We start from the raw sequence: 17,975 nt of genomic DNA on the forward strand, positions 1-17,975 counted from the left end.
GCATGGCGGAACGCTCAGGGCCGAGCCGGATACTTCCTTGCATTCTGGTGGGCCTCGGTGCCTTCCTTTTGGCCATCGCCATCCTCATTCCTACCTACACGGTAGGCAAGCTGGAGAAGACGCCACTCGACCTCGAGGTGACCACCGTCGCCACGGGCACCGGTAGCGTCCTCAACTCGGCGGCCCTCCTCGGTGGTAAGGCACAGGTCGACACCAACGTGCCGATCGTCGCTCAGCGCTACGTCACCACGCAGGACCCGTCCGACGCCGACATCATCACCGTCGAAGCCGGCCAGACGGTCCGTCGTACCGACAAGCAGGGCGACACCGGGCTGCTGACCGCAACCCTGGACCGCGTCACGCTCGATCGCGTCAGCTCGATGCCGACCAACGATCCGGTCGGAACCGTCCAGACCTCCAGCGACCAGCCCGCCGAAGAAGTTTCCCGCGACGGTCTGCAGTACAAGTTCCCGTTCAACACGGAACAGAAGAGCTACCCCTACTTCGACCTGAACGCTCGCGCCACGAAGGACATCGACTTCGTCGAAGAGACCGAGATCAACGGTCTGAAGGTGTACCACTTCCAGCAGACGATCGATCCCGTCGACCTGTCGAAGGTCGTCAACTCCCCCACCAACAAGCTGAGCCTGCCCGCCGACACCTGGGGCGTTCCCGGTGGCGCTACTCCGATCACGATGACGCGTTGGTACACCAACGTCCGTGACCTGTGGGTCGAGCCCAAGACCGGCGTTGTCGTCAAGGGCCAGGAGCAGTTGCACCAGTACTACGGACGCAACAAGGATGCCGTCGACGTCGAGGTTCTCAAGGTCACCCTGCCCTTCGACGAAGCGACCATCGAGTACCAGGTCCAGCAGGCACGTGACGGCATGGACAAGCTCTCGCTCTTCGGCCGCACCGTCCCGATCGTGGCAGGTGTCCTCGGCGTCATCGCACTGATCGCCGGTATCTTCCTCGGCCTCCGCGGCAGCAAGGGCGGAACTCCGGCCCGCGCTGCACACGGCGGAACGAACCAGAATCCCAGCGGCCAGGGTTCGCCAGAGCCGGCTCCGGGTGAGCACGACTGGACCTCGGACGACACTCAGGTGATCCCGCGTCCGGATCTGCGCAAGGACTGATTCAGACAGTAAGTAGAGCGCCCCTTCCACACGGAAGGGGCGCTCTACTGCGTTTCGGGATGTTGTTGCCGGATCGGCGTACGGATTGGCGCGACGGATGGTTCCCTCCGCACGGTCACGGGCTTAGCGTTTTCTGGAAGTCCGGATCACCCCGAGCACGAGGAGCCACATGCCCGCATCAACAGTTCTGGGGTCACACATCTGTGTCAGCGATCTGACGCGGCGGAGATTCGTGGTCAGTACGGCAGCATTCTCCGGGCTGTTCGCCGCCGGTTGCGCACGATCCGCCGGGACCGAGAGCGATGCGTCCGGGATGCGCACGGTCACGACCTCTCTCGGAACCTACGACATTCCGCTCACCCCGAAGCGCGTCGTCGCCATCGACTCCCGACTCGACCTCGAACCGGCCGTCGCGATGGGCCTACCGGTCATCGCCTACAGCTTCGACGCCGCCGAGCCGTGGGTTCCTGCTGATCCCACGGCGCAGGTGTTCGAGGCACCGGTCAACGTCGAGGCAATTCTCGCGCTGGAACCGGACCTGATCATCTGCACCGACATCGGTGAGGCCTCCGACATGTGGCCGCTACAGCAGTTGAGCCAGACAGCGCCGGTGCTTCCGATGGACTTCACGCGCCCTTGGCGCGAGAACATCGATCAGTTGGCGAGTTGGCTGGGGCGCACCGAGAACCCCGACGTCCGTCAGGTCATCGGAGCGTACGAGGACAAAGCAGCCGGATTGAAGGAACGCCATGCCCAGAGCTTGGCGAGCAAGCAGATCGTGCTGCTGAACTACGTGAACCAGAAGGTCAACGGCGTCAACCGCAAGGGCATCTCCACGCAGGTTGCCGAAGACCTCGGCGTGCAACTCCAGTGGCCGGTCGAGGGACAGAAGGAGATCTCCACCGAAAATCTGGTGACTGCTCTCGACTCGGCCGACGGAATGATCGTCACCACCGCGCCCGGCGTGGATCCCGTCAGCGACGACCGCGCGATGTGGAACCGTATCCGCGCAGTTCAAGGCGACAACGTCGTCTACACGGGTGGGAACATCAACTACGGATCCGTCTACACCGCGATGCGCACGCTCGACTACTTCGACGATCTGTTCACGCGTCTGGAGAACTGACGCCGCTGCGAGGGGCCGGCCCGGCGCGGTCGGCACTTCGCACCGCGGCGACGGACACCGCCAACGCCGTCGTCGACGCAACCACGACGGCGACACCGATCAACTCTCCCGGCGTCTTCGCCCACACCAGCATGACCGTCGCCTCCACAGCCAGCCCTGCCCATGCCAGAAGGGCCACTCGTGTGCGTTCTGACGCGATTGCGGACAGCAAAGCACCCTGGAGTACCGCCAGCGCTGCACCGTGCAGGGCGAAGGCCCACAGCATCGGAGCGACGGCGGCGTACGCGTCGCCCACGAGCATCGGCACCAGCGGGCCGGCAACCGCCGCCCCCAGAACCAAGACGGCGCCGATACCGACGAGCACCGCCAGAGCCGAGCGAACCGCCTGCGCCGAGTGCGCCGGGTTCGCCATCTTCGGGTACAGCACGACGCCCACTGCCTGCGGCAGCCAGAACGCGACCTTCGTCGCGACGGCGCCCAGTGCGTAGACACCGGCGTCGTATTCACTGAGGACGACGCGGACGATCAGCAGGTCCAGCGAGGACAACGCGATAAGCGCGAGCTGAACCTGCGACGCCGCGAGCACGGAGACGACGCCGATACGCACCGGCCGGTCCTCGCTCACCGAGACGGTTCGGTCGACCACGCGCACTATCGCCACCAACACCGCGGTTCCGGCCGCGCCCGCGACCAATGCCGCACCTGCTCCGCCGCCGAATGCCAGAACGATCACTGCCGGAAGGACTTTCATCACCCCGGCGCCGGCGAGTACCGCACTGAGAGTGCCGAATCGACCGTGCCCCTGCAACAACCCCTGCTCCGTGGCCAACAGAACCAACATGGGCGCGGTCACCAACGCCGAGAACGCCGCCACGATTCCGGTGTCGAGCAGCCACGCCATCGCCGGAGCCAGCGCCACCGCGAGGACGGCGACGATCGCCGTGCATCGATACCCCAACGACCGCAACGCATCTGTACTCTTGCCACGCACCGCCTCGCGGGCCACCACCGTCTGCAACGCCAACGCCGGAACCGCAAGTACCAACTGGGCGGCAAGCAGACTCGCGAACTCGCCGTAGCCGACCGGCCCCAACCATCTACTGGCCAACCACGCCAACAGGTACGACGCGACATTGGCCGTCATCGATCCCACCAAAACCATGCCGACCCCGGCCGCGGCGGCGCGATCGAGTGGTTGGCGAGACATGGCAGTAATGATGCACCACGTATCGTGCGCGTCATGACAGCGCAAGCCGGATACCGCCGTTACCTGCCTGCGGCGTACAGCCTGGCGCTGGCACTGTTGATCCTCGGACCGCTGCTCGGCCCCGGCTACCTCCTGCTGCGCGACGCCGTCAGCACGCCGCGCTCGTACCTGACCGACTCGGCCCTCGGACTCACCGACGCCGCAGCCCGCGCTGTTCCCCAGGACGCGCTGATCGCAGCATTGAGCACCGTGATCGACGGCGGACTGGTGGTCAAGTTCATCCTGCTCGCGGCGCTCTGGCTCGCCGGTTGGGGTGCGGCGCGCATGGTCGCCGTTCTGCTGCCGACTGCCGGTCTCGGTCCACAACTCGTCGCGTCGACGGTGATGCTCTGGAACCCGTATGTGGCCGAGCGCCTGCTGCAAGGACATTGGAGTCTGCTGACCGGATATGCCGCACTGCCGTGGATCGTGTGTGCCGGAATCGGAGTTCGCCGAGCAACGCCCGGATCGTGGTGGGCGTTGGCCGCGTCAGTGGCATTCGCGGGCCTGACACCTACCGGCGCTCTGCTCGCTCTGGCGGCTGCCTTGGTGGTGGTTGCCTCCCCAGGAGGGCGCACCTCCGCTCCGAGGCGTATCTGCGGCACTGTCGGGCTCTTCCTCGTCACGGCCTCGCCGTGGTTGGTCGCCACCTTCGTATCCGGAGCAGCAGGCGACGGTTCCGATCCAGCAGGAGTCGCGGCCTTTGCCGCCCGAGCGGAACCCGGACTCGCGACGCTCGGCAGCCTCGCCGGTCTCGGCGGTATCTGGAACTCGGCAGCGATACCGTCTACGCGCACAACACTCTTCGCATTGATCGGAACACTTCTTCTGCTAGTCGTGGTGTTCGCCGGTGTGCCCGCTCTGTGGCGACGACGCCGAAACCCTGTCGTCTCCGGACTCGGCGCGCTGGCACTGTTTGCGGTGCTGGCTCCGACCCTGGGCGCCACCCCGTGGGGACTCGACGTCGGCCGATGGTCGGTCGAGGTGTTCACCGGCGCCGGTCTGCTGCGTGACGCGCAGAAGTGGGTCGCGCTGGCCGTACCGTTCTACGCACTCGCTGCCGCCGCCGCGGTGATGTGGGCAGGCAATCGGTTCACCGTTCCCCGCCCGACATTCTCGATCGTCGCCGTCGTGGTGACGATCGTGGCACTGCCGGATCTCGTGTGGGGCGTCGGCGGCGCGTTGAAACCCGTGCACTATCCCGGGTCCTGGACCGTGGTGGTCGAGCAACTGCAAGACGAAACCGGTGACGTTGCAGTGCTTCCCGCCGGAATGTTCCGTGCCTTCCCCTACAGCGGCGATGCGCCGGTGCTCGATCCCGCACCACGCTTCCTGCCTCTCGACGTTCTGCAGACCGGCCAACTGGTGGTTGCCGGTGGTGCGGTCGGCGGCGAGGGAACCCGAGCCACCCAGGTCGAGGACCTACTGCTGGCCGGCGGAAGTCCTACGCAGTTGGCCGCTCTCGGAGTCGGATGGGTGCTGATCGAGCGCGGGACACCGGGTCAACTCGGCAACTCGGCAACTGCGCTCGACGGATTGGAACAGGTCTTCGCCGACGACGACCTCGAGCTCTACCGAGTACGGGGAGACGTTGCCACACAGGAAGCCTCGACCGGCGCCCGAACTGCCGTCATAGTTGCGCATCTCGCGTGGATACTGATGGGCGTGATCGCGCTGATCTCAGTCGGACTGAACCAGAACCGAATTCGACTCGCGCGGCGCGGCCAGTCCTGAGACCCACCGGCCGTCCTTGTGTGCAGACAGCACCTCCAGGACTCCGGTGCCGGTCTGTTCCCAGGAGAACTCACCGGACCACACGCGAGCTTTCTCACCGAGCACCGTGCGGAGTTCGTGGTCGCGAAGCAGGGTGCCGGCAGCCTGCGTCAGATCAGCGATGTCACCGTCGCCGGCATGCTCTCCGCCGACCAGAAGCCCGGTCACTCCGTCGACGATCGAATCGGTCAGGCCTTTGGAACTGCGGTAGCCGATCGTCGGAACACCGTGCTGCGCAGCCTCGATGACTGCAAGGCCCCATCCTTCTTTTCGCGAAGGCATGAGATGAATCCACGACTGCGCCAGTAGTTCATGTTTGCGAGCCTCGTCGACGTGGCCGTAGAAGGAGACGGCGTCACCGATCCCCAACTCGGCAGCGCGATCACGCAGGTTCTGCTCCCACCAACCACCACCGATGACGTCGAGATGGATGTCAGGAAGCGTCGGCCGCAGCGCCGCGACAGCTTCGAGTGCGTCCTCGATCTGCTTGTGCGGCACCAGTCGCGAGAGAACCGAAATGGTGGGACGCTCGGCTCTGGTGATCGAACCACCCGCGTCGACGCCGACGGGGAGCCGATCGGCACCGTTGCGCACCACGGCAATTCGTTCGCGCTCGACACCGAGATCCACCAATTCTTCCGCCGAGGGAAGCGACACCGTCAGATACTGACTACGTCGATGGGCGCGCGGTGACAATCGCGATTCGACCCACCAGCCGATCCGACCGACGAGCTTGCCTGCCACCGGCCACTGTTCACGATGGCAGTGATGGACCAGAAGCGTGACCGGCGCACCCGCCACGGTCTTGGAGAAGAAGGGGATGCCGTTCTGGGTGTCGATCACCGCGTCGGGGCGAATGCCCTTCAGCGATCCGAAACCCAGACGCCCAGCGGCAATGGCAGCCAGAGCGCGGGGATACACACTGAAACGTCCACCCGCTCGGCTGATGGTGATGCCGTCACGAACCTCCGACGCGGGCGCTCCGGGATACGACGCCGTCCGCAGCGTCACCTTGATGCCGCGCTCGGCCAACTGGGATCCGACCTGCTCGAGGTAACGCTCGCTTCCACCGCCCTGGGGATGCCCGGTATCGCGCCAGCAGAGCAACAGAACCTCGCGCACGTGCGTTACTCCCTGAGTTGGTCGGTGGCCACCACGATTCGGGCGATCCTGCGGGATGCCCCGCCTGACCGGCCGGTAACCCTGCCGAACACCCTAACTGTTCGAGCGTCCGTATTGCCGCGCTCCTGACGGTGTTCGTGGACCGGGCGCCCCAGTGGCTAAAGTTGCTACCCGTGACCAAGCCCGCAGTGACCCGCATTTTCGGCCGACGGGCAACCCTGAAACGCTCGTTCGGCCTGCTCAGCGACTTCCGCCACGAGCAGACCGCACCCGATATCTTCTACGGTGCGCTCGCACGCGACTCCGTCGAATTGATCTCGGACCTGCACGAAGGTCACACCGGACGATCCCTCGACGGCCTCACCGTCCTCGACGTGGGCGGCGGGCCGGGCTATTTCGCGGAGGTCTTTAAGGCCGCCGGTGCCCGCTACATTCCCGTCGAACCCGATCCCTCGGAGATGCACGCGGCAGGTCTGACCGTGGGTGGTGCGGTGCGTGGATCCGGTTTGGCGCTGCCGTTCCTGGACTCGTCGGTGGACATCTGCTTCTCCTCCAACGTGGCCGAACACGTCAGTGAGCCGTGGCTGATGGCGGAGGAAATGCTGCGCGTGACCAAGCCCGGCGGCTTGATGGTTCTCTCGTACACCTTGTGGTGGGGTCCGTTCGGCGGCCACGAAACCGGGCCGTGGCATGCGCTGGGCGGCGAGTACGCGGCCAAGCGGTACCTCCGCAAGACCGGACGCGAACCGAAGAACAGATTCGGGGTGTCGTTGTTCAAAGTCGGCGCCACCGACGGCCTACGCTGGGCCCGTGGAACCAGCCAGGGAACATTGCTCGCCGCGATCCCGCGCTACCACCCGTCGTGGGCGTGGTGGATGGTCCGAGTCCCCGGCCTGCGGGAGTTCCTGGTGAGCAACCTCGTCCTGGTTCTCGAAAAGCGATAGCGGCATGCGCCTCGCACTCGACATCGGTGGCACCAAGATGGCTGCCGGCGTCGTGTCAGAGGATGGCCGTGTCCCCGTGTTCGACAGCGTTCCGACGCCGCAGACCGACCCGTGGGGAGCATGCGCGGCGCTGCTCGAGCGAGTCGCCGACGGCCGAGACGTCGACGGTGTGGGCATCGCGTGCGCCGGACCGGTGGACACCGTCGCCGGCGTCGTCGCTCCCATCAACATCACCGAGTGGGCACAGGGATTCGAGCTGGTAGCGGGCGTCCGTAACCTCTTTCCCGACGCCGGAACCGCCCTCGCCATGGACGGGGCGGCAGCGGCACTGGCGGAGTTCTACCACGGCGCCGGACGCGGAACCCCGAACCTCCTGAGCCTGGTCGTCTCTACGGGGATCGGCGGCGGAATCGTTCTCGGCGGAGAGATCGCGCGAGGTCGAACCGGCAACGCGGGCCACATCGGTCACCTCGTCGTTCCAGGCTCTTCCGAACCGTGCAGTTGTGGGGGCGTCGGCTGCCTCGAGACGGTGGCCAGTGGACCGTCCGCGGTGCGATGGGCTCGTAGCCAGGGCTGGTCGGGGAACACCGGCCGTGAACTAGCCGAGGGTGCACGCAGCGGCGACGCGATCGCCGTGGACGCGCTTCACCGCGCAGGCACGGCGCTCGGTGGTGCCATCGCCTCTGCGGCTGCCCTCCTGGACGTGGACCTCGCGGTGATCGGCGGCGGTTTCGCACAGTCGGGTGCGCCGCTGTGGCAACCGATGCTCGACGCGGCTGCCCGACATGCCCGTTTATCGTTCATCGCCGGGCTTCGGATCGTTCCCGCCGAGCTGGGCGGCGCCGGAACTCTGACCGGCGCAGGTCTGCTCTCGCGCACCGCCGCGATCTGACACGCGTTCTTCCCTGATAAATCCGCAGGGAGTCCCACTAAACGGGTGCCACCTGTTCCCAATTTCTGTAACGTGTTTTAGTGTTCTGACTCACACCGTTACGGGCACTGCGCGTGACACCTATGGGAAGGAGGTGACCGTGAGCCCAGACGCTTCCTCATCTGACGTCGCCTCGACCGTTTCTTCGACAGAAGAAGCCGAGCATCACGCCCAGGTCGCCCGACCGAGTGATTCCCTCCGCGACACCGAAGACCTCCGTGAACGACTGGAACGGTGGATGGCGGGAAAGGTGCCGAGCGGATCGACCGTGACCGTCGCCGACGTCACCTTGCCCGCAGCCAACGGCATGTCCAGCGAAACCATCCTCTTCGACGCCACCTGGGACGGCGATCATCATCCCTTGGTCGCCCGGGTCGCACCGACGGAATCGACCATGCCGGTCTTTCCTGCCTACGACCTCGAATCCCAGTTCCGCACCATGGCTCAGGTGCGCGAGCACTCGGCGGTGCCCGTACCTGCCGTGTACTGGTCCGAATCCGACCCGGACGCGTTGGGTGCGCCGTTCTTCGTGATGGAACGCATCTCCGGCGACGTGCCACCTGACGTCATGCCGTACAACTTCGGATCGTGGGTCACCGAAGCGTCCCCCGCGCAGCGAAAGACCCTCCAGCGCAGCTCGGTCGACGTCCTGGCTCAATTGCATGACATCGACAAGCCGTGTGAGCGTTTCGACTTCCTCCGGCTCCCCAATTCGGGAACGACTGCACGAGAGGCATTCACGGCACACATCGCCGAACAGCGCGCGTACTACGAGTGGGTGGTCTCCGACGGCATCAGATCACCGCTCATCGAACGTGCCCTCGACTGGATCGAGGAGAACAATCCCGCGGACGATTCGCCGGCCGTGCTCTGTTGGGGCGACTCGCGTATCGGCAACGTCATGTACCAGGACTTCGCGCCGGTAGCCGTACTCGACTGGGAAATGGCAACTCTCGGCCCAAGGGAGATGGATCTGGGCTGGATGGCATTCCTGCACAGGTTCTTCGAGGACATCGCCGGCCTGGCGAACCTACCCGGCCTTCCCGACTTCCTGAGACTGCCGGATCTCGCGCAGACCTACGCCGAGATCACCGGCCACGCCCCACACGATCTGGAGTTCTACGTTACCTATGCCGCACTGCGTCAGGCGGTCATCATGTGGCGAATCCAGGCCCGCGCCATAGCTTTCGGCCAGTCACAGCGACCCGAAGACCCCGACGACATGATCATGCACCGCGCTTCGCTCGCCGCGATGCTCGACGGTACCTACTGGGAGAGGTTGGCCTGACATGCTCTCACCGATGGACGACTATCCCGTTCACCAGATCGCCGAACCGATCCGTCACGTAGCCACCTCGGATCGAAACTTCTACGACCGCTACTACTTCAACTGCTACCCCACCGAATCCCCCGACGTGTTCCTCATCGTCGGACTCGGCCAGTACCCCAACCTCGGCGTCATGGACGCCTTCGCGGTACTGCGCCGCGGTGACGACCACATCGTTGCGCGTATGTCGAAGGCTCTGGGCGCCGACCGCACCGACACCACCGTCGGACCTTTGCGCATCGAAGTGCTGGAAGGACTGCAGAAGCTCCGCGTCGTCCTCGAACCGGGCAGCGAATACGATCTCTCCTTCGACATCACCTTCGACGCCACCATCCCGGCGGCGCTCGAGCCCAAGCACTTTCGTCGCCAACTCGAACGTGTCACGTTCGACACCTCGCGCTTCCTGCAGACCGGAACCTGGACCGGATCGCTCACCGTCGACGGGGAGGAGTTCGCGATCGACCCGAAGACGTGGCGGGGAAACCGCGACCGCTCGTGGGGTGTGCGTCCGGTCGGTGAAGCCGAACCGCAAGGCAGACGCGCCGTCGACGGAATCCAGAACTTCTTCTGGATCTACGCGGTCATGCAGTTCGACGAGTTCACGATCTCGGTGATCATGCAGGAAGACGAGCAGGGCAGGCGCATAGTCGAAGAGGCCATGCGGGTGTGGCCGGACGAAACCAGGGACAACGAATGGCTCGGCCGGCCCGAACACGAACTGACGTTCTGCCCCGACACCCGCGACGTCACCGGAGCCACCATCACCTTCCACCGGCCAGGCGGTGAAGTCCTGACCGTCACCTGCGAACTGTTGCTGGCCAACTACATCGGAATCGGCACCGGCTACGGACTCGAGCAGGACTGGCGTCACGGAATGTGGCAGGGCGAACTCGTCGTACAGGGACTGCGCCACAAGGTCCACGAGATCGAACCGTTCCAACGCATGTTCTCCCCCGTCGACAATCTTGCGTCCTTCACGCTCACGGAAGGCGCGAACACCCACACCGGCACCGGCCTTTTCGAGGTAGCCGCCATCGGACCGCACGAGAAATACGGATTCACCAGTTTCACCGACACCGCACAGGCAGACGACGCGTATGCCCTCGCGGCGACCGACAACACCGAGGAATGAATTGATGACTGACTACGACAAGCTCTACATCGGTGGAGCATGGGTGGCCCCGGCCACCGACCAGGTACTCGAAGTGTTCTCTCCCGCAACGGAGGAGCGCGTCGGCAGCTGTCCCATCGCAGCACCGGCAGACATCGACGCGGCCGTGTCCGCAGCCCGCGCGGCGTTCGAGGGACCGTGGTCACGCACCACCCCCGCCGAGCGCGGCGCGATCCTCGCCAAGGCCGCCAAGCTGATCGAAGAGCGCAGCGCGGAAATCAACCAGCTCATCTCCAACGAGATGGGCCAGCCGCCCGCCATGGTCGGCATGATGCAGCAGACCCCGTCGATGGCGACGCTGGGCTACTACGCCGAACTGGCCGACAAGTTCGCGTGGGAAGAGAAGCGCACCGGCGCATTCGGGCAGACCAAGGTGACCCGTGAGCCCGTCGGCGTCGTCGCCGCCGTGCTGGCCTGGAACGTCCCGCTGTTCCTGGCGATCAACAAGCTGGCACCCGCCCTGCTCGCCGGCTGCACGGTTCTGCTCAAGCCCGCACCCGAATCCCCACTGTCCGTCCACGTGATCGCCGAGATCTTCACCGAGGCAGGCGTTCCCGAAGGCGTCATCTCCGTGCTCCCCGGCGGAGCCGAGACCGGCGAATACCTGGTCTCTCATGCGGGCATCGACAAGATCACGTTCACCGGATCCAGTGCCGTCGGCCGCAAGATCGGTGCCATCGCCGCACAGAACCTCAAGCGCTGCTCCCTCGAACTGGGTGGCAAGTCCGCCGCGATCATCCTCGAGGACGCCGACATCGCCGCCGGAATGCCGATGCTCGTCATGTCCGGCCTGATGAACACCGGTCAGGCCTGTGTCGCTCAGACCCGAATCCTCGCTCCCCGTTCGCGTTACGACGAGGTCATCGAGGGAATGAAGACCGCCGCAGGCTTCATGACCGTCGGCGATCCGTCCGATCCCGCAGCACAACTCGGCCCGCTGATCTCCGAGAAGCAGCGCGAGCGCGTCGAGGGTTACATCGCCAAGGGTAAGGAAGACGGCGCGCGCGTCGTACTCGGTGGTGGACGTCCCGCCGGCCTGGACAAGGGCTGGTACGTCGAGCCGACCATCTTCGCCGACGTGGACAACTCGATGACCATCGCACGCGAGGAGATCTTCGGACCCGTTCTCTCGGTGATTCCGTACGACTCCGAGGACGAGGCCATCAAGATCGCCAACGATTCGGATTACGGCCTCGCCGGATCGGTGTGGACCACCGACATCGATCACGGACTCGAAGTTGCTGCGCAGATCCGCACGGGTACCTACGCGATCAACTGGTACGCCTTCGATCCCGGATCGCCGTTCGGGGGTTACAAGAACTCCGGTATCGGGCGCGAGAACGGACCTGAGGGCCTCGAAGCCTTCTGCGAGACCAAGTCCGTACTCATGCCGCCCGGCTACGTGGGCTGACCCACCCGGGAGTTGGCACCCTTTGCTGACAGTTGGCACCCGTTCCGACCTGCCGGAACGGGTGCCAGCCCCATGAAATGGGTGCCAACTCCCAGCGAATCCACAGATCCACCCGGTACCGTCGAAAACGAATCAGTCATCTCACAAAGGACATTCATATGCTCACCAACGCCATCAACGCTTTCCTCGCGCTCTGGGGCAGCGCCTCCGTCGGCAGCAGTGGATACCAGATCCCGCCGGGAACCCTTCCCTTCGGTTCCTGAGACAGGACAACAGAACCCGCTGAGCGCACTTCGCGCTCAGCGGGTTCTCTGTTTCGCCGACCTATATCTACCGGTCCAGAACGTGATCCACCAATTGATTCTCCTGACCTGCGACCAATGCTTCAGCGTCACCGGCGTCCACATGACCGAACCAGGTGCCACCGGGGTTCGCGATCACCAACGGGCCCAGGTTGCACGGGCTCAGACAACCGGTTCCGGTCACCTTTGCCGAAGTGCCTTTGGCCGCCGCACTCATGGCCCGGTGAAGCGGTCCTGCTCCGTACGCCATACAGCGAGGGCCCTTGCACACCAACAGATGCCTATCGTGCTGCTCGATCACGGACCACGCCGGACTGCGATACGACGCCGGACTCGCGGCGATCGGCTTTCCCGCCGAGTCGAGTTCGTCGATCACCTGCCCGGCCACCGCACCTTCGAGCGTTTCCGATTCGTGGAGCGTCACTTCCAGTTCGGCGTCGATTCGGGTTTCGCGCCAGTTCGCAACCGCCTTGCTTGTCCAGGTGAGCAGGTACCGATCCCTCGGCACCGCAACTGGAATCAACACGACCTTGTCGACGTCATCGACATGGGCTCGATCGAGTTCCTCGTGAAGGCTCGGCGAGGAGACATCGAGGTACGCAACGCGAACGTCGGCGTCGGTGCCGGCCCGAACAGCGTCGAGCATCCGTCGTGCAGCCGACTCGTCCAGGCCGCTGACAGTCGGCCGTAAGACGACAATCACCCGACGCGAGCACCGGTTGTTGCTCATGCCGACGGCGCGGTTGTCCAGTCGATGCTGCTCGACGGAGCCAGCCCGAACTCTTCGATCTTCGCGCGCAACTGTTCCGCGCCGTAGATATTGGGGAACCCACTGGTGAACATGGCGAGCGGGAGTACGACGAAACGGTTCTGCTTGACTGCGTCGAGGTCACGCAGGCCTTCTCGGCTCTTGATCGCGTCGATCTTGCCCTGTACTTCGTCGGCACTCTTCTTGTAGTCCATGATCACGATGACGTCGGGTTCTGCCTTCGCGACGGTCTCCCAGCTCGCCTTGAACCAGGTGTTGTCGACGTCGGCGAACACATTGGTTCCCCCGGCCGCATCGATGATTCCGTTGGGGGCTCCATTACCTCCGCTGGTGTACAGATCTTCTTCACCGCTGTCGTAGATCAGCACCTTCGGCTTGTCGCCCGCATCCGGTGCCGACTCCAAACGTGCCAACCGCGAATCCAATTCGGTCTGCGCCTCGGCGGCGGTGTCCTCGGTTCCGAACAGCTTTCCGTAATTGGTCACGTCTGCACGGAGGGCATCCCACGGACCCATCGTTCCGAGCGCGGAATCCGCGGCGGCACTCTGCCGACAGCTGTCGGAGATCACATATGAGTCGATATTGTTGCCCTGCAGCGATTCCGGCGTCACACCGGACGCTCCCTTGAACAAGCCGCTGTACGAGCCGACCACCAGGTCCGCCTGCTTACCCAGAATCGTCTCCATCGTGATCGTTCCGTCCAGGTGTGGAACGTCGGCGATTCCAGGACCGAACATCGAATCCATGACCGCGTCGTTGTTGGTGTTCAACACGACCGCAGCGAGACGATCCAGTCCGCCGACTCGGAGAATGGTGCCGATATTGGCCGCATTGCTTGTGGCAACAACTTTTTCGATCGGAAGTTGGAAAGTGCTTTCCGTTCCGCAGTTCTCCAGCGTGACCGAAGTCTTGTCTGCGGCTTCGTCGACGGGTGCGGTCGCTGTGCAGCCGGAAACGGCCAACAACGCTGTCGCGGCTGCGACCGCACCGAACGACGCGCGGGTCTTGACGTGTATCAAAGTGCACTCTCCGAAAATGTGAGTTGTGGTTGAGAATTTCGTGATTCGAATACGAGGTGTGAACGGCCTGTCGCAGGGTTCACGAGCTCGAATGTCTCGACGCCGAAAACAGTTGCGACCACCGAGGTGGTGAGTACATCGGAGGGATGACCGAAGGCTTTGGCAACTCCGTCCGCGAGCACGAGTACCCGATCACACACTGCTGCAGCCAAATCGAGGTCGTGCAGTGCCATGATCACCGTCCGGTCCAACGACCGGACCAGATCGAGCAGTTCGAGTTGATGCCGGATGTCGAGATGATTGGTCGGCTCGTCGAGGATGAGTACGCCGGCGTCCTGCGCGAGTCCCCGAGCAAGAAATACCCGCCGACGCTCTCCACCGGAAAGCGTGTCCATCGAAGAGAATCGGTGCTCGATCATTCCGACCTCGCCCAGAGCACGGTCCACGACGGCATTCTCGTGCTTTCCGCCGACGCTCCAGGGCTTTGCGTGTGGGGTGCGCCCCAAAGTCACGTATTCGTGAACCAACAGGTCGGCGGGACTTTGCTCTTCCTGCGCCACAAAAGAAATCGCTTTGGCCCGCGAACGCGCCGACATCGCGTGCACGGACTGGCCGCCGACGCGAACGTCACCGCCGGCGATCGGTCCGAGACCGGCGAGAGCACGCAAGAAGGTCGACTTGCCCGAGCCGTTCGGACCGACCACACCCACCACTGCGCCGGCGTCAGCGACGATGTCGACGCCCTTGACGATGGTTCGACGGTCGATGCGAACAACTACTCCGGACGCAGTCAGCGGCAGTGCACGGGCGCTCACGAACTACCACCGAAACGGTAGCGCCGACGGCCGAGAAGCAGGAGAAACAGCGGGGCCCCGATCACTCCGGTCACCACGCTCAGCGGGATCTCGGTCGGCCGCAACGACGTCCGCGCCACGACGTCGACCCACACCAGGAACGACGCCCCGATCAGCGCTGCCGCCGGCAACACCACTCGATGTCTGGCTCCGACGATCATGCGTGTCACGTGCGGAATGACCAAACCTACGAAGGCGATCGCACCGGACACCGCAACCATCGTGCCGACCAACGCTGCCAGCACTCCGAACAACACGTTTCGCAGGGTTCGGATGGGAATACCGAGCGAAGCCGCGACGTCCGGCCCAGCCGCCAGTGCGTCCAGCCAACCGTGCAGGGCGAACACCGCTGCCGTCAGCAGGAACACTACGATGACCGGCGCCCACAACTTGTCCCAGGATGCCCCGGCCAAACTTCCCAGGAGCCAGAACAATACGGACTGCGCAGCCTGGGAGTCGTTGGTGCGCAGGACCAAGAAGCTCGCGATCGCCGACAGCGCGGATGCGGTAACAGTTCCCGTGAGAACCAATCGCAGTGGAGTGATGCCGCCTTGTAGCGTCGCGATGGTGAAGACCAGAATCGCAGCTCCCAGAGCTCCGATCATCGCGCCGAAACTGAGCGCCCACACTCCCGCGCCGGCGAACAGTCCGGTGGTGATGACGGCGGTGGCACCGACACTCGCGCCGGACGACACTCCCAGCAGGTGGGGATCGGCGAGAGCGTTACGGACGAGGGTTTGCACCACCGCACCGGCAACGGCAAGACCAGCGCCGACAGCCAGACCGAGCAGCACCCGAGGTGCCCTGATCCCCCACACGATCGCAAGATCCGAGCGTGTGACGGCCGGGCCTCCGAAGCGCGAGTGCACCACGTCCACCACGGTGGACACGGGGAGCATCTCGGATCCGAAGGCCAACGCGCACACAGCCGAGACCGCGGTGACGACCAGCAGAATGGGCAGCACGATACCCGGACTGAGTCGTCCTCGCGGTGCACCAGCCTTCGGCGAAGGCAGGTGGGTAGGTGGAGACAGAGCTCCGCCAACAGCATTCATGGTGTGACCGATCCATCCTCGTGGCATGACACAACGTCAACGAGGGTGGTATCTGGCTACGGTCGACGCGTGGACGACCTCACAGTGGCGGGACCGCGCCGGAATTGCACCGACTTCCCATTACCTCGATGATGACGTCAGAACCATAACGGACTGCGGTCACCATTCCCCACACCGGATCAGGATTCCGACGCGATCATCGATCTCGCCTGCCGCACGACGGCTTCCGTGCGCACCCGAAGTTCTTCGGGTGAATCCGATTCCAGCACAACCCGATGCACCTGACTGTCCACGGCAGTCACGGTCAGCCGCGAGGTCAACAACGCGTCCTGCGCACTGAATCCACGGCTTTGCAACACCTCCGAAAACCCTAGTACCAGTTGCCGATTCATTCCTTCGACCTGTTCGATGAGCTCAGGCGTACGCGGAACCTGATCGTAGAGCAGGTGAAAGAACTCTCGCGGTTTACTGTTCACCGCGACCGCGCACTCCACCAACATCCTGACGGCGTCGTCGAGGGAGAGTTCGCGCTCGACGATGTCGGCAAGGCAGACCGCAAAACTTTCCCGCGCGGCACTCACGTGACGGTTCGCCAACTCCGCAAGGATCGCGTACTTGTTGCCGAAATACTGGTAGAGCGAGCCCACCGACACGCCTGCCTCGTCGGCGATCCGGTTGGTGGTCGCCGCCATGCCTTCCGCAGCGAAAACGCGAGTAGCTGCCTCCAGGATCGCGTCGTACGTAGCCCTGGAGCGCTGCTGGGAGGGCCTTTTCCGCCGAGTCGACACGGTCCTCCGATGCGAGTTGTCAGCCGCGATGCCGGTATCGAGAATTGTGTAGGTGACCAGCGCCGATTATTCGAAGTTTATGCCCGCCCGGTACGCCGACCACATGCCGGCGCCGACCCCGACGTGGTGGCAGTGGAACGGCAACACCGTCCACGTCGCACGGGCGGTGGTGCCGCACGCGCCGGTTCGTGTTCTCGGCATCCACGGCGCCGGCGGGTACTCGGGCGCGTTGTGGCCGTTTGCCGGGATCGGCGTGAAACTCGGCGCCGAAGTCCTCTTCCCCGACCTTCCGCTGTACGGCGACACCGTTACAGCCGATCCCGCCGGCGTCCGGTACGAGCAGTGGGTCGATCTCCTCTGCGATCTCGTCCGGGCCGAGAAGGCAGCCGACGATCGGCCGCTGGTGTTGTTGGGCGCCAGCATCGGCGGTCTGCTGGCCTACGAGGTAGCCGCGCGGACCGGTCTGGCCGACGCCGTTGTCGCTACCTGCCTGCTCGATCCCTCGAATCCGTCGGCCAGAGCTGCCGCGGCACGGTTCGCCCCGATGGGTGTCTACGGCGCTCCCCTGATGCGCCGCACCGATCGGCTGGTGGGCCGCATCCGCGTACCCATCCGTTGGGTCGCCGACGTCGCGAACATGAGCAGCAATCGGGAACTCTCGACGCTGTGTGCGACGGACCCGCGCGGCGGCGGCGTTCGGGTGCCACTCGGATTTCTCAGCAGCTACTTCTCGTTCGAGCACACCGCGCCCGAATCATTTCGCACGACACCCGTCCTGCTCACCCACCCGGCCGACGACCGATGGACACCGCCCGAACTGAGCCTGAAGTTCCTTCGCCGTATCAACGCACCCACCGAATCCGTGATGTTGGAAGGGTGCGGGCACTTTCCCGTCGAAGAGCCGGGCCTGACGCAGTTCCACGACGCCGTCGCCACACTGTCGCAGTCCGTCGCCGAGCGTCACCGCACGAAACCGTCGTCACCCGCCTAGCCTGAGAATC

16 protein-coding genes and 1 riboswitch are annotated in these 17,975 nt (G+C 64.5%); of the genes, 9 read left to right on the forward strand and 7 right to left on the reverse strand.

From position 1 onward, the window contains the following. Positions 1 to 2 precede the first annotated feature (2 nt). Positions 3 to 1,136, forward strand: coding sequence for a DUF3068 domain-containing protein (locus ACFQ6H_RS14565; protein WP_378646866.1), 1,134 nt, complete (start codon positions 3 to 5; stop codon positions 1,134 to 1,136). Positions 1,137 to 1,305: 169 nt separating this feature from the next. Then, entirely contained in the window at positions 1,306 to 2,262 is a 957-nt protein-coding gene (locus tag ACFQ6H_RS14570; RefSeq protein WP_378646868.1) for an ABC transporter substrate-binding protein, read from the forward strand. Here the strand turns inward: ACFQ6H_RS14570 and ACFQ6H_RS14575 are convergent. Next, entirely contained in the window at positions 2,243 to 3,469 is a 1,227-nt protein-coding gene (locus tag ACFQ6H_RS14575; protein ID WP_378535473.1) for a lipopolysaccharide biosynthesis protein, read from the reverse strand. The genes ACFQ6H_RS14570 and ACFQ6H_RS14575 overlap by 20 nt on opposite strands. Positions 3,470 to 3,502: 33 nt before the next feature. Between ACFQ6H_RS14575 and ACFQ6H_RS14580 the strand changes: the two genes are divergently transcribed. Next, complete coding sequence (locus ACFQ6H_RS14580; RefSeq protein ID WP_378646870.1) at positions 3,503 to 5,242, forward strand: hypothetical protein; 1,740 nt, start codon at positions 3,503 to 3,505, stop codon at positions 5,240 to 5,242. On the opposite strand, the gene ACFQ6H_RS14585 is transcribed toward ACFQ6H_RS14580, so the two are convergent. Beyond that, positions 5,189 to 6,403 carry a glycosyltransferase family 4 protein gene (locus tag ACFQ6H_RS14585; RefSeq protein WP_378646872.1) on the reverse strand — a complete coding sequence of 405 codons (1,215 nt, stop codon included), beginning with the start codon at positions 6,401 to 6,403 and terminating at the stop codon, positions 5,189 to 5,191. The genes ACFQ6H_RS14580 and ACFQ6H_RS14585 overlap by 54 nt on opposite strands. A gap of 173 nt (positions 6,404 to 6,576) precedes the next feature. On the opposite strand from ACFQ6H_RS14585, the gene ACFQ6H_RS14590 reads away from it, so the two are divergent. From ACFQ6H_RS14590 to ACFQ6H_RS14610, 5 genes are all read left to right on the forward strand, one after another. Further along, positions 6,577 to 7,347, forward strand: coding sequence for a class I SAM-dependent methyltransferase (locus ACFQ6H_RS14590; RefSeq protein WP_378646874.1), 771 nt, complete (start codon positions 6,577 to 6,579; stop codon positions 7,345 to 7,347). 4 nt (positions 7,348 to 7,351) lie between these two features. Further along, on the forward strand, positions 7,352 to 8,239 hold the full coding sequence (locus tag ACFQ6H_RS14595; protein WP_378646876.1) for an ROK family protein: 888 nt from the start codon (positions 7,352 to 7,354) through the stop codon (positions 8,237 to 8,239). 139 nt (positions 8,240 to 8,378) lie between these two features. Further along, entirely contained in the window at positions 8,379 to 9,566 is a 1,188-nt protein-coding gene (locus ACFQ6H_RS14600) for a phosphotransferase family protein (RefSeq protein ID WP_378646878.1), read from the forward strand. 1 nt (position 9,567) lies between these two features. Further along, on the forward strand, positions 9,568 to 10,737 hold the full coding sequence (locus tag ACFQ6H_RS14605) for a hypothetical protein (protein ID WP_378448795.1): 1,170 nt from the start codon (positions 9,568 to 9,570) through the stop codon (positions 10,735 to 10,737). A 4-nt stretch (positions 10,738 to 10,741) separates the two neighbouring features. Further along, positions 10,742 to 12,187, forward strand: a complete 1,446-nt coding sequence (locus ACFQ6H_RS14610; protein ID WP_378646880.1) for an aldehyde dehydrogenase — start codon at positions 10,742 to 10,744, stop codon at positions 12,185 to 12,187. A gap of 330 nt (positions 12,188 to 12,517) precedes the next feature. On the opposite strand, the gene ACFQ6H_RS14615 is transcribed toward ACFQ6H_RS14610, so the two are convergent. The 5 genes from ACFQ6H_RS14615 to ACFQ6H_RS14635 form a co-directional block, all read right to left on the reverse strand. Then, a complete protein-coding gene (locus ACFQ6H_RS14615) occupies positions 12,518 to 13,219 on the reverse strand; it encodes a hypothetical protein (RefSeq protein WP_378646882.1) in 702 nt (233 codons plus the stop codon). Beyond that, positions 13,216 to 14,277, reverse strand: a complete 1,062-nt coding sequence (locus ACFQ6H_RS14620; RefSeq protein WP_378646884.1) for an ABC transporter substrate-binding protein — start codon at positions 14,275 to 14,277, stop codon at positions 13,216 to 13,218. The genes ACFQ6H_RS14615 and ACFQ6H_RS14620 overlap by 4 nt, the downstream gene beginning before the upstream one ends. Beyond that, on the reverse strand, positions 14,274 to 15,092 hold the full coding sequence (locus ACFQ6H_RS14625; protein ID WP_378646886.1) for an ABC transporter ATP-binding protein: 819 nt from the start codon (positions 15,090 to 15,092) through the stop codon (positions 14,274 to 14,276). The genes ACFQ6H_RS14620 and ACFQ6H_RS14625 overlap by 4 nt, the downstream gene beginning before the upstream one ends. Further along, positions 15,089 to 16,096 (reverse strand): FecCD family ABC transporter permease, encoded by a 1,008-nt coding sequence (locus ACFQ6H_RS14630; RefSeq protein WP_378646992.1) that lies wholly within the window; start codon positions 16,094 to 16,096, stop codon positions 15,089 to 15,091. Before ACFQ6H_RS14630 ends, ACFQ6H_RS14625 begins: the two co-directional genes overlap by 4 nt. Positions 16,097 to 16,211: 115 nt before the next feature. Beyond that, a riboswitch (cobalamin riboswitch) is annotated at positions 16,212 to 16,349 on the reverse strand. Positions 16,350 to 16,365: 16 nt separating this feature from the next. Next, entirely contained in the window at positions 16,366 to 16,878 is a 513-nt protein-coding gene (locus ACFQ6H_RS14635; RefSeq protein WP_378646994.1) for a TetR/AcrR family transcriptional regulator, read from the reverse strand. Positions 16,879 to 17,026: 148 nt separating this feature from the next. On the opposite strand from ACFQ6H_RS14635, the gene ACFQ6H_RS14640 reads away from it, so the two are divergent. Next, the gene (locus ACFQ6H_RS14640; protein WP_378646888.1) at positions 17,027 to 17,965 is read left to right on the forward strand and encodes an alpha/beta hydrolase; all 939 of its coding nucleotides are present in this window, start codon (positions 17,027 to 17,029) and stop codon (positions 17,963 to 17,965) included. Positions 17,966 to 17,975: the final 10 nt, after the last annotated feature.

Origin of the sequence: Rhodococcus sp. NPDC056506, from assembly GCF_042794945.1 — a bacterium.
Classification (GTDB): Bacteria; Actinomycetota; Actinomycetes; order Mycobacteriales; family Mycobacteriaceae; genus Rhodococcus_F.

Bases quoted from the DNA above. Each gene is read 5' to 3' on its own strand.
- ACFQ6H_RS14580 (WP_378646870.1), top strand. From the start codon at position 3,503: ATGACAGCGCAAGCCGGATACCGCCGTTACCTGCCTGCGGCGTACAGC.
- ACFQ6H_RS14570 (WP_378646868.1), top strand. From the start codon at position 1,306: ATGCCCGCATCAACAGTTCTGGGGTCACACATCTGTGTCAGCGATCTG.
- ACFQ6H_RS14565 (WP_378646866.1), top strand. From the start codon at position 3: ATGGCGGAACGCTCAGGGCCGAGCCGGATACTTCCTTGCATTCTGGTG.
- ACFQ6H_RS14615 (WP_378646882.1), bottom strand. From the start codon at position 13,219: ATGAGCAACAACCGGTGCTCGCGTCGGGTGATTGTCGTCTTACGGCCG.
- ACFQ6H_RS14635 (WP_378646994.1), bottom strand. From the start codon at position 16,878: ATGGCGGCGACCACCAACCGGATCGCCGACGAGGCAGGCGTGTCGGTG.
- ACFQ6H_RS14575 (WP_378535473.1), bottom strand. From the start codon at position 3,469: ATGTCTCGCCAACCACTCGATCGCGCCGCCGCGGCCGGGGTCGGCATG.
- ACFQ6H_RS14595 (WP_378646876.1), top strand. From the start codon at position 7,352: ATGCGCCTCGCACTCGACATCGGTGGCACCAAGATGGCTGCCGGCGTC.
- ACFQ6H_RS14610 (WP_378646880.1), top strand. From the start codon at position 10,742: ATGACTGACTACGACAAGCTCTACATCGGTGGAGCATGGGTGGCCCCG.
- ACFQ6H_RS14605 (WP_378448795.1), top strand. From the start codon at position 9,568: ATGCTCTCACCGATGGACGACTATCCCGTTCACCAGATCGCCGAACCG.